The organism is Pseudomonas sp., assembly GCF_041601375.1.
Lineage (GTDB): Bacteria > Pseudomonadota > Gammaproteobacteria > Pseudomonadales > Pseudomonadaceae > Aquipseudomonas.
The window spans coordinates 1-10,657 of sequence record NZ_JBFIIG010000147.1; the positions used below are offsets into that span (position 1 = coordinate 1).

11 protein-coding genes are annotated in these 10,657 nt (G+C 63.1%); 6 read left to right on the top strand and 5 right to left on the bottom strand.

The window, feature by feature from the left end; all coding sequences use genetic code 11:
- Window positions 1-94 precede the first annotated feature (94 nt).
- Together ABZE94_RS16605 and ABZE94_RS16610 are read left to right on the top strand one after the other, a co-directional pair.
- The gene (locus ABZE94_RS16605) at window positions 95-559 is read left to right on the top strand and encodes a bacteriohemerythrin (protein WP_372876593.1); all 465 of its coding nucleotides are present in this window, start codon (window positions 95-97) and stop codon (window positions 557-559) included.
- 437 nt (window positions 560-996) lie between these two features.
- Window positions 997-1,614, top strand: coding sequence for a hemolysin III family protein (locus ABZE94_RS16610; RefSeq protein ID WP_372876595.1), 618 nt, complete (start codon window positions 997-999; stop codon window positions 1,612-1,614).
- 55 nt (window positions 1,615-1,669) lie between these two features.
- Here ABZE94_RS16610 and ABZE94_RS16615 read toward each other — a convergent pair whose 3' ends face one another.
- A complete protein-coding gene (locus tag ABZE94_RS16615) occupies window positions 1,670-1,939 on the bottom strand; it encodes a hypothetical protein (protein ID WP_372876597.1) in 270 nt (89 codons plus the stop codon).
- 590 nt (window positions 1,940-2,529) lie between these two features.
- The gene (locus tag ABZE94_RS16620; RefSeq protein WP_372876599.1) at window positions 2,530-3,414 is read right to left on the bottom strand and encodes an SDR family NAD(P)-dependent oxidoreductase; all 885 of its coding nucleotides are present in this window, start codon (window positions 3,412-3,414) and stop codon (window positions 2,530-2,532) included.
- Between the two features lie 395 nt (window positions 3,415-3,809).
- Here ABZE94_RS16620 and ABZE94_RS16625 point away from each other — a divergent pair, with 395 nt between their 5' ends.
- Window positions 3,810-4,259, top strand: a complete 450-nt coding sequence (locus ABZE94_RS16625) for a YcgN family cysteine cluster protein (protein ID WP_372876601.1) — start codon at window positions 3,810-3,812, stop codon at window positions 4,257-4,259.
- A 517-nt stretch (window positions 4,260-4,776) separates the two neighbouring features.
- Complete coding sequence (locus ABZE94_RS16630) at window positions 4,777-6,009, top strand: hypothetical protein (RefSeq protein WP_372876603.1); 1,233 nt, start codon at window positions 4,777-4,779, stop codon at window positions 6,007-6,009.
- 27 nt (window positions 6,010-6,036) lie between these two features.
- Here the strand turns inward: ABZE94_RS16630 and ABZE94_RS16635 are convergent, their stop codons facing one another.
- The gene (locus tag ABZE94_RS16635) at window positions 6,037-6,504 is read right to left on the bottom strand and encodes an RNA methyltransferase (protein ID WP_372876605.1); all 468 of its coding nucleotides are present in this window, start codon (window positions 6,502-6,504) and stop codon (window positions 6,037-6,039) included.
- Window positions 6,505-6,929: 425 nt separating this feature from the next.
- Window positions 6,930-7,304, bottom strand: a complete 375-nt coding sequence (locus ABZE94_RS16640) for a YajD family HNH nuclease (RefSeq protein ID WP_090503132.1) — start codon at window positions 7,302-7,304, stop codon at window positions 6,930-6,932.
- A 132-nt stretch (window positions 7,305-7,436) separates the two neighbouring features.
- Here ABZE94_RS16640 and ABZE94_RS16645 point away from each other — a divergent pair, with 132 nt between their 5' ends.
- Window positions 7,437-7,766, top strand: coding sequence for a hypothetical protein (locus tag ABZE94_RS16645; protein WP_372876607.1), 330 nt, complete (start codon window positions 7,437-7,439; stop codon window positions 7,764-7,766).
- Between the two features lie 32 nt (window positions 7,767-7,798).
- Here the strand turns inward: ABZE94_RS16645 and ABZE94_RS16650 are convergent, their stop codons facing one another.
- Entirely contained in the window at window positions 7,799-9,844 is a 2,046-nt protein-coding gene (locus tag ABZE94_RS16650; protein WP_372876609.1) for a S9 family peptidase, read from the bottom strand.
- Window positions 9,845-9,995: 151 nt separating this feature from the next.
- On the opposite strand from ABZE94_RS16650, the gene ABZE94_RS16655 reads away from it, so the two are divergent.
- Window positions 9,996-10,478: an MFS transporter gene (locus ABZE94_RS16655; protein ID WP_372876611.1), complete on the top strand. Its 483-nt coding sequence runs from the start codon at window positions 9,996-9,998 to the stop codon at window positions 10,476-10,478.
- Window positions 10,479-10,657 lie beyond the last annotated feature (179 nt).

Genomic DNA, 10,657 nt, shown 5'->3' on the forward strand with positions numbered 1-10,657 from the left:
AATGATCTGCGTCAGCCCCCATTCCAGAGCCTTTGAGTAGCCTTGCTGCAGCGCCCGCATTGCAGCCGGGCGGCACGCTAGGGGCTGAGGGGAAATGAGTTATCTGGTTTGGCAGGACGATCTGAACACCGGCATTCAAGTCATCGATGACCAGCACAAGCGCATCGTCGACATGATCAACTCGCTGCACCAGGCGAAGGCGAGCGGGGGCAGCGGCGGTGAGGTGGGTGAGGTGCTCAACGGTCTGGTGGATTACACCCTGTCGCATTTCGCCTTCGAGGAATCGCTGCTGGAGGAGGCCGGTTACGAGTTCACGCGGCCGCACAAGCGAGTCCATGAGATCTTCATCGGCCGGGTCAAGGACTTCAATCTGCGCTTCCAGGCCGGTGAGGACATCACCGATGAATTGCTCGGTTTGCTCTCGCGCTGGCTGTTCAACCATATCCGCAGCGACGACGCCGGCTATGTGCAGGCGGTCAAGGACAACATGAACAGCCTGGTCAGCAACAAACAGGCTGGCGGCTGGTTTTCGCGCTCGATGAAGAGGTTCTTCGCCTGAAGCAGACCCGGACGATGCTCAGGTTTGTCGGGGCTGGCGTGTGGACAGTCGCTGAACCCGGTACATGAACGGAACGTGCGTGTGCCATCCTTTGCCGTGCATCGTTTACAGTGACGTGCGCGTTGCACGACAAGCCTGGGCGCGGGCTCCTGAGCGGTACCAGGCCGTTGAAAAATGTAGGCGAGGCAGCCAAGACAAGGCAAAAATGGCCGCAACGTAGCGCAGCGGAGTAACAGCCGTAGGCTGGCCCGCAGGGCGAGCGAAGCGAGTCAAAAGCGGACTGGGCTCGCACGCGAGTTTACGTGTTGTAAATGAGCACTTTGTCGGGGACGCTTAGTCTGGCTCCCACGCGAGGCCATTTTTAACGCCCCTCTCTTTTATCAAGGGGGCAACGTAGGTAGTTTTTCGACGGCCTGGTAGATCGAGGTTGCTGTCACATGTACCACGGGGAAAGATTCAACGCCTGGACCCACCTGGTGGGTGCGGTGCTGGCGTGCATAGGCGCGCTCTGGCTGCTGGTGCTGGCGAGTCTGGATGGCGAGCCGGTGAAGATCGTCAGTGTCGCGATCTACGGCGTCGCCCTGCTGCTGCTCTACAGCGTCTCGACCATCTATCACAGCGTGCAGGGGCGGGCGAAGGTGATCATGCGCAAGCTCGATCACCTGTCGATCTACCTGCTGATTGCCGGCAGCTACACGCCGTTCTGCCTGGTGACCTTGCGTGGGCCCTGGGGCTGGTCGCTGTTCGCGGCGGTCTGGGTGCTGGCGCTGATCGGCATGCTGCAGGAGATCAAACCGCGCTCCGAGGCACGGGTGTTGTCGCTGGTGATCTATGCGCTGATGGGCTGGATCGTCCTGGTGGCGATCAAACCGCTACTCGCCAGGCTGGGCACTGCGGGCTTCGCCTGGTTGGCGGCGGGGGGGATTTTCTACACGGTCGGGATCATTTTCTTCGTCTACGACAGCCGCTTCCGTCATTGGCACGGCATCTGGCACCTGTTCGTCATGGTCGGCAGCCTGCTGCATTTTGTCGCGATCCTGCTCTACGTCCTCTGATTCGACGCGAGCACCGAGAGTGCTCGCGTATACCCGTGCCCGATGAAAACGGCGATCAAGCCTTGGCGGCGGGTTTGTCGAAGAGTGCCACGCCTTGATCCAGGCATTGGTCAACCAGCCATTTACCGTGTGCGATGGATGCACGCTGGGCGATTTCCAGCTCGGCGAGAAAGGCCTGATCGAGGGGCAGCGGCAGGCGGCGGGTGGTGCGGCCGTCCGGGCTGGTGATACGGCAGCCGCCGGCCCACGGCGTCGGGATGCCGGGATGCTCCACGACATCGGCAGTGATGATGTGGTCGCGGTGGGTGCATTGCATCATGGTCATGAGATCAACCTCTGTGTCTGAAGGCCTCTGGCAGATCTGCACGGCTGAAATCGAATCGGTCAAAGGGCCTGATGGGCGGCATGGATATCCGGGCTGAATATCGGCGTTGCGCGTTCCTCGCTGCTTTTTCCTACTCCCGATGGTATAGCACATGCCGACGCCCTCAAGTCGTCGGCAGCCATCCTCGCCGGCATGGCCTTGCGGCGATCCGCCAAGGTTCGAGGTTGGAAAATATCGAGCGCCGTAGCGGGGCCGTTTCCAGGCGTTCGCGGCAGGATGCGACAACATGCCGCGCTCCACTCTGAGCGTAGGGCGGCTCGGGCGGCGATCCGTTCGGAGCGCAGCGACGGCTCGCCAGCTTGTGTGCCGTGCCGATGATTCATGGTGCACTGTCTGCGGGTAGGGCGGCTCGGGCGGCGATCCGTTCGGAGCGCAGCGACAACCCGCCAGGATTGGGCCGCGCCGGGCAACCATGGTGCACTGCCTTCGGCGGGGGACACCCTGGGGATCGCGGATTGTCCAAGGTAATGGCTCGGACCGCAGGGCGTCTGGAGGCAGCCGCTCAATCGGCTAAACCAAGATCCCCTGTGCTACAGCGTAGTAATTTCACCCGCTGTCACACTTTTCAGTGTCGGGCTGGCTTCGGCGCTATCGAAGGCCAGACTCAACTGCTGGCTGCGGCCTTGCACCACCGGCCGATAGTGGGGGTGGGTGAAAACATACAGTTCGTTATGCAGAACCGCTTCCAGCAGCCGCTCGGCCACGATATGCGTCTCGATACCATTGGTTACCGCTTCTTTGGCCTTGGCCGCGGCCTCCAGGGTGCGGGGGCTCGGCTGCGCGTTAGGCGAAGGAACACCGCCGTATTCCGCCTGACGGTTGCGCTCACTGCCGTAAATGCGCGACTTGGCAAACGCCGGGCAGAGCACCGAAACGCCAATGCCGGCCGACTTGAGCTCCCCTTGCCAACTCTCCGAGAGCGACACCACCGCCGCTTTGGTCGCGCAGTAAGGGCCGGCAAAGGGCATGCCGAGCGTACCGGCCACCGATGCCACATTGATCACATGGCCACCTTCGCCATGCTCCTTGATCAGGGGCACAAAAACCTGTGCACCGTAAACCACGCCCATCAGGTTTACATCGATAATCCAGCGCCAGTTGTTTTCCGAAATCCGATCCTGCGGCCCCGCCACCGATACGCCGGCATTGTTCACCAGCACATGTACCTTGCCGAAACATTCCAGGGTGGCCCTGGCCGCTGCTTCCAGCGCATCGCGTTTCGCCACATCGCAGACCACGGCGGCCACACTATGGCCCTCATCTTTCAGCGTTTGGCGCGCCTGCTCGAGCATGGCGGCGTCTATGTCCGCCAGCATCACGTTCATACCCTGTTGTGCAAAGGTGCGGGCGATGTGAAAACCGATGCCTTCGGCGGCGCCGGTGATGAAAGCGGTTTTTCCATTAAGAGCTTGCATGACCATCCTTTACCTCAGCTGAATTGCTGGAATATGTGCAGCGTTTGAGCCGACGCACCAGTGCTTGCGCTCAGGCGCTGTCGATATTAGCAGGCGCTCGTCGGAGAACATGGCTATCTATCCTGGAGACCACCTCTGCGCACCAACAGAATTTGTTGCCTGTATAGCCCTGCATGCTCGGTGTGTATGGGGGCTACACGACCGCCGGTAGCGAGGCAAGGTCCATGATGCACTGTCGGGTGAAGCGGTTGTGTGGCTATTCGAGGAAAATAACCGGCTATTCAACGAGCCAAAGCAGCAAGACCCAAGGGCTGCGGTTTCACCGCAGTAGGGCAGCGTTAAGTCTTACGGGCTGGTAAACTGCCGGCCTTTTCGCCAGTCACCGTACCCTCACCATGGCCGCCAAAGTCGAACCCTTCTGGAAACGCAAAACCCTCGAGCAACTCGATCAGGACGAGTGGGAGTCGTTGTGTGATGGTTGCGGCCTGTGCTGCCTGCAAAAACTCGAGGATGAGGACGACGGCAGCGTCTATTACACGCGCATCGCCTGCAAGCTGCTCGACCTGAAGAGCTGCCGCTGCACCGACTACAGCAATCGTCGAGACTCGGTGCCCGATTGCATTCAGCTCACCCCGGCCCAGGCCGATGAGTTCCAGTGGCTGCCGCCGACCTGCGCCTATCGCCTGGTCAGCGAGGGCAAGGACCTGCTGTTGTGGCATCACCTGGTCTGCGGCGATCCGGACCAGGTGCACCAGCAGCGTATTTCCCAGTCCGGGCGCATGCTCAGCGAAAACAGCGTGGCTGGGGACGACTGGGAGGAGCACCTGATTTTCCGCGCCGGCTGAAACGTTGTGCCGCCTGGCACAACGCCGCTGGAGCGCTCTTATCAAACAAAATATATCTCATTGATTTTATTGATTATTGTAGGAGCGGCTTTAGCCGCGAATTCTTCGCGGCACAGCAAAGCTTCGCGGCTGAAGCCGCTCCTACAGGTACCCACAAGCCGACAGACACGATTGCCCCCAGTTTGCTGCGCGACAGCGCGGCGTCTGGACGACGGGGGATCTCTTATCAAACAACTCGTATGTTATTGATTTTATGGGTTGTTGCGTTTATGTAGGAGCGGCCGGGCGGCGTTCCGCTTTAGCCGCGAATTCTTCGCGGCACAGCAAAGCTTCGCGGCTGAAGCCGCTCCCACGACAACGGGAAGCCCCCAGTTTGTTGCGCGACAGCGCGGCGTCTGGACGACGGGTGATCGGGCCACTTCGGACGCTGCCCATAAGAAGCCATAACGGTTGGCTTATATTGAATTGCATAGTCTATATACGGTCTATGCCCCATCCCGCCAAGGAACTGCCCCTCATGTCGATTCGCCGCAGCTTGTTGCCCGCCCTGTTGTTGAGTCTGTGCGCCGCGCCTCTGTGGGCAGCGCAGAAGGTCGACCTGGATTACCACGTGCGTTTTCTGCCGGAGAGCGATCAGGCCGAAGTCAGCCTGACCCTGGAGGACGGCAAGCGAGTCCGCAGCCTGGCGTTCAATCTGGGCGACAAGGGCTATTACAGCGACTTCAGCGGCGACGGCGAGTGGACCCAGGAAAGCCCCGAGCGCGGTGTCTGGAAGCCAGGTAAAGGCGTGACGAAGCTGACCTACCGCGTGCGGATCAGCCGGCCGCGGGTGAAGGACGGTTTCGACGCCCGCATGACCGAGGACTGGGCCTTGCTGCGCGGCGACGACCTGGTGCCCAGCGCCAGACTGCGCCAACAGGACAAGACCGAGCTGGTCGCACGCCTGCAATTCGAGCTGCCCAAGGGCTGGCGCGGCGTCGAGACCGGCTGGCCGCGGATCGGCAAACACAAGTTCCGCATCGACAACTCGCAGCGCAAGTTCGATCGCCCGACCGGCTGGATCATTGCCGGCAAGATAGGCACACGCCGCGCCAAACTCGGCGAGACCGACGTGACCGTCGCCGCGCCGATCGGCGAGGGCATGCGCCGCATGGACATTCTCACCCTGTTGACCTTCGTCTGGCCGGAAGCCCAGGCGGTGTTCCCGCGTGACCCGGCCAAGCTGCTGATCGTTGGTGCCGGTGATCCGATGTGGCGCGGCGGCCTGTCGGCGTCCAACTCCTATTACATGCACGCCGACCGCCCGCTGGTCAGCGAAAACGGCACCAGTTCACTGGTGCACGAACTGGTGCACGTGTTCGGCCGTATTCAGGCGCGCGATCGCAGCGACTGGGTCACCGAAGGGCTGGCCGAGTACTACGCCATCGAACTGGTGCGCCGCGCGGGAGGCCTGAGCGAAGAGCGCTACCAGAAGGTTCGCGAGCAACAACTGGAGTGGAGTAAATCGGTGAAGAGCCTGCGCAGCGCCAATGCCAGCGGTGCGGTAACCGCCCGGGCGGTCCTGCTGTTGCAGGAGCTGGATCGGGAAATCCGCCAGAAGACCAAGGGCAGTACCGCGCCACGTTCGCTGGACGATGTCACCCGTGGCCTGATGCGCCTGGACAAGGTCAGCACCAAGGACTTCATCGAGATCAGCGAGAACGTCATGGGCGGCGCTTCCAAGGTGCTCGACAGCAAGCTGCTGAAGTAGCACCTGCGCCGGCTGAGCCGGGCTCGTTTAGAACTTGGGCCCCGACTTGGTGTTATTGCCCTTGGCCATGCGGTCGTAGAGCACCACATTGACCGTCGCAGCCAGGTTCATGCAGCCCTGGGTGGGGATGTAGATCACATCCTCGCACCAGGCGCGGATCTCCTTGTTCAGCGAGCCGTCTTCCGGACCGAAGATGTAGATCGCCCGATCCGGGTGGGTGTACTGCGGCAACGGCCGCGCGCCGTCGACCAACTCCACCGCGACCGGCGTACAGCCCAGCGGGATGATCTTCTGCAGATCATCGATGCCGATCAACGGAATATCCTGGAAGACCTTCTTGGTGTCGGTGATGAAGTCGCGGGCACGTTCATAGCGGGTGCCGGTGTAGAACACCGAGGCCGCACCATAGCAACCGGCGGCGCGCATCACCGCGCCGACGTTCTCCGGGGATTTGGGGTTGAATAAACCGATGCAGCTGTATCGTTTGTTCGCCACGAAGCCAGGCCTTTACGCAAAGGGCGGCAGTATACGGCCTGGCGGCATTGCTGCCAGGGCAATCGGATGAAGCTGCATGGGGCCGATGAGGTTACGGCATTGATTGGCCGAGCGCCCGCCGGATCTGTGCTGCGCCGATGAACCACGCGGCGCTGCCTGCGCGTAGGGCGGCTTCGGAGCGCAGCGACAACCCGCCAGCTTTTGTGCCGCGCCGAGCAACCCATGGTGCATTGCCTGCGGGTAGGGCGGTCGGGGCGCCGTCCGCTCGGAGCGAAGCGACAGCCCGCCAGATGTATGTCGCACCGGTGATCGACGGTGCACTGCCTGCGGCGAGTGACACCCTACGGATCGCGGATCGCTCGAGGTATTCGGAGCAGCGGGCGTTTGGAGGCGGCCGCAGTAGACGGGAGTTTTGTCCCAATCGCTCAGTCTTTGCTCTTCAGCAGGGCGGCCAGGTCGGCGAAGGCCTTGTGGGTCGATTTCGGTCCCTGCGGGCTGGCGGTCGAGCCTTCGCTGAAGTACTGCTGGTCGGTGTAGCGCGCGTGCTCGTTATCGTGGCAATACAGGCACAGCAACTCCCAGTTGGAACCGTCTTGCGGGTTGTTGTCGTGGTTGTGATCGCGGTGGTGCACGGTCAGTTCGCTCAGGCGCTTGCCGGAAAACTCCCGGGCGCAACGGCCGCAGACATGCGGGTACATCTTCAGGGCTTTATCCCGGTAGCCTTCTTCGCGACTGCGCTGGGCATCGGCGAGGATGCGGTCGAGCTTGGCGGTAGGCGAGGGTGATTTGTCCGTGCTCATGGCTTGTCTCGTGGCGGTATGCTGATGCCGACAGTGTAGCCCTGCCGGTGGTCGGCGAAAACAGCCGGACGGGCACTTATCGGCGGCGCGCGTAGCCCAATGCCCAAGAGTCTCATTAAAGGGAGGTGGATGATGCGTCTGACCAGCATGTTACTGCTGTGCCTGTCGCTCCTGTACGGTGCGGCGATTCAGGCGCGGGACTATCCCGTGTCGACGCCCCGGGAGCGGCCTGCCGGCTCGCCCGGCACCGCCACGCCGCAGCCCTTCGTCCAGCCGCAGCCGCGCAATCTACCGACTCCGGCGCCGCGTAATCCACCTCTGCTCAACGACGGCACCGGTTACAAGGCCAAACCACCTGGCGGCTCCCTGGCTCCAGCGGATGACGAGTTGCCGCTGCTCGAGCAGCAGCGCCAACGCAACCGCCAGGGCTTGCCATGTCGGGCTCTTGTAGGATGTGGTTGAGCGCAGCGATACCCATCAAGCCGCTGTGCCGGTTACCCCAGCTGGAACACCTTGAGCAGGAAGGCGTACTCCAGCGCCACGTCCCTGAGCGCCTGGTAGCGTCCGCTCATGCCGCCGTGGCCGGCGCCGAGGTCGGTCTTGAGCAGCAGCAGGTTGCTGTCGGTCTTGTGCGCGCGCAGCTTGGCCACCCACTTGGCCGCCTCCCAGTACTGCACGCGGCTGTCGTTGTAGCCGGCCACGGCGAGGATCGCCGGATAGGCCTGGGCCTTGACGTTCTCGTAGGGCGCGTAGCCTTTGATCCGCGCGAACACCTCGGGATCGTGCGGGTCGCCCCATTCGTCGTACTCGGTGACGGTCAGCGGCAGGTCGGGGTTCTGCATGGTGTTGAGCACGTCGACGAAGGGCACCTCGGCGATGGCGGCGGTGAACAGCTCGGGGCGCTGGTTGAGCACCGCGCCGATCAGCAGGCCGCCGGCGCTGCCGCCGCTGATGGCGAGTTGGGCCGGGCTGGTGTAGCCGCTGGCGATCAGGTGCTCGGCGCAGGCGATGAAGTCGCCGAAGCTGTTGTGCTTGTGCTCCAGCTTGCCGGCGCGGTACCAGGCTTCGCCCAGCTCGCCGCCGCCGCGTACGTGGGCGATGGCGAAGACGAAGCCGCGTTCGAGCAGGCTCAGGCGCGCATGCGAGAACCAGGGGTCGAGGCTTTCGCCGTAGGCGCCGTAGCCATAGAGGTAGAGCGGGGCGGCCTGATCAAGCACTCCACGCTTGGCCACCAGGCTGATGGGCACCTGGGTGCCGTCCGCGGCGGTGGCCCAGAGGCGCTGGCTGAGATAATCGTCGGCGTCGAACGGGCCCAGTACCGGGGTTTCCTTGAGCACCTGCTGGGCGCCGTCGGCGAGGGTCAGTTGGCGGATCTGCGCCGGGCGGTTGAGCGCCTCGTAGCGCAGGCGGATCACCGGGCTGGCGAACTCCAGGGTGTCCTGCACATAGAGGCTGTAGGCCGCATCCGGCAGCTTGACCCGGTAGGCTTGCTGGCCCTGGGCGTGCACCTCGATGATCGGCAGGCCGCCCTCGCGCAGGCTTAGGGTCAGCGCGCTGTCGTTCAGGCTCACGCCTTCGAGCATCACCTGCGGGTCATGGCCGCGCAGTTCACTCCAGCGTTCGCGGGTCGGCGTCTGCGCGGCGGCGCTGTCTTCCTTGACGCAGTACAGGGCGAAGTTGATCCCGCTCTGGTTGCTGCGGATCAGCCAGGCCCAGTCGCCCTCGACCTTGCCGTGGTCGACGTAATATTCGTGGCCTTCCTCGCGCGGCGCCAGGCAGCTGAACGTGGCCTGCGGCGTGTCGGCATCCAGCACCCAGGCCTCGCTGGTGGTCTTGCTGTTGAGCAGCAGCACCAGTTGGCGCTCGGAGCTGGCGCGGTAGCAGTTGAGGAAGAAACGCCCGTCGGCTTCGTGGAACACCAGCTCGGCCGCATCGCTGCCGAGGCGATGGCGGTACAACTTGTGCGGGCGATGGCAGTCGTCCAGTTCGCCGAAGAACAGGGTCTGGCTGTCGTTGGCCCAGGTCATGCTGCCGTCGCAGTCGGCGAACGGCAGTTGGCTGATCGCGCCCGTGGCCAGCTCCTTGACGAACAGCTGGTAAACCTCGTCGCCGCTGGTGTCCAGGCTGTAGGCCAGGCGCTGGTGATCCTGGCTGACGCTGAAGGTACCGAGCGAGAGAAAACCGCCTTCCGCCAGGGCGTTGGGGTCGAGTAGCAATTGCTCGGCGCTTTCATCGACATCGAGCGAGCCGTCGACCGGGCGCGGGCAGCGGTAGTAGCGCGGGTATTCGTCGCCGGCGGTGGTGCGCTGGTAGTACAGCCAGGGACCCCAGGGTGAAGGCAGCGACAGGTCGGTCTCGCGGATCCGCCCCTTGATCTCCTGAAACAGCGCCTCGCGCAGCTCGCGTTGCTCGGCCAGTTCGGCCTCCAGGTAGGTGTTTTCCGCCTTGAGGTACTCGAGCACCTCCTCGGTGTCGCGCTTCTCCAGCCAGCCGTAAGGGTCGGCAGCGTTCTCGGTGCGGGCGATGGGGGCGTGCGGCATCTGGTGACTCCAATTCGGTACGGTCCCTGTCGGACCACGGAAAAGCCGTTATCATAAGCCGCACTGCATCAGCAGGCCGTTGAAAAATGCAGCCATCACTGGTTGCGCTTAGCAACGGCCCAGCCCCGTCATGCTCAGAGATCCGCGCGTTATGACCGAAAACGACTATTTACTTGCCTGGGGCGTCTATGCCGTCGCTGCCCTGGGTTGCCTGCTGGTGTGGTTCCGCATTACCCGTGGGATGTGGCGTTACCTGCGTGAACCCCTGCGTTTGCTGGCGGCAGTGCTGTTATTCAGCCCGACCGCCGTCGACCCGGGCAATGAAGCGGTACTCGCCCCGGCGATCGCCATCACCGCGCTGGATCTGCTGTTGGATGTGGGCACCAGCGTCTGGCGCGCGGTGGCCGATCTGGCCATGTACGGCCTGTTCGCATTTGCCCTCTATGTGCTGTTCGTGGCCTTTCGTTGGCCCCTGGAGCGCTGGTGGAAGGCCCGGCGTGGCCCGCAGCCGGAAGCGGACGACGACAACGCGCCGACCCTGCGCGAGATCATGCAACGCGAGAACGATGAACCTGCCGATGGCCGTTATGCGCAGGCTGGCGATCGCCGCTTGCGTGTCGAACCGCGGCTTTGAAACCTGGAACAATCCGCAATCCGTAGGGTGTCACTCGCCGCAGGCAGTGCACCATTGATTCGGTGGCGTGGCACAAAAGCTGGCGGGCTGTCGCTGCGCTCCGAGGCCGCCCTACGGTCTGGAGTAATCCCCGATCCGCAGGGTGTCACTCGCCGCAGGCAGTGCACCATTGATTCGGT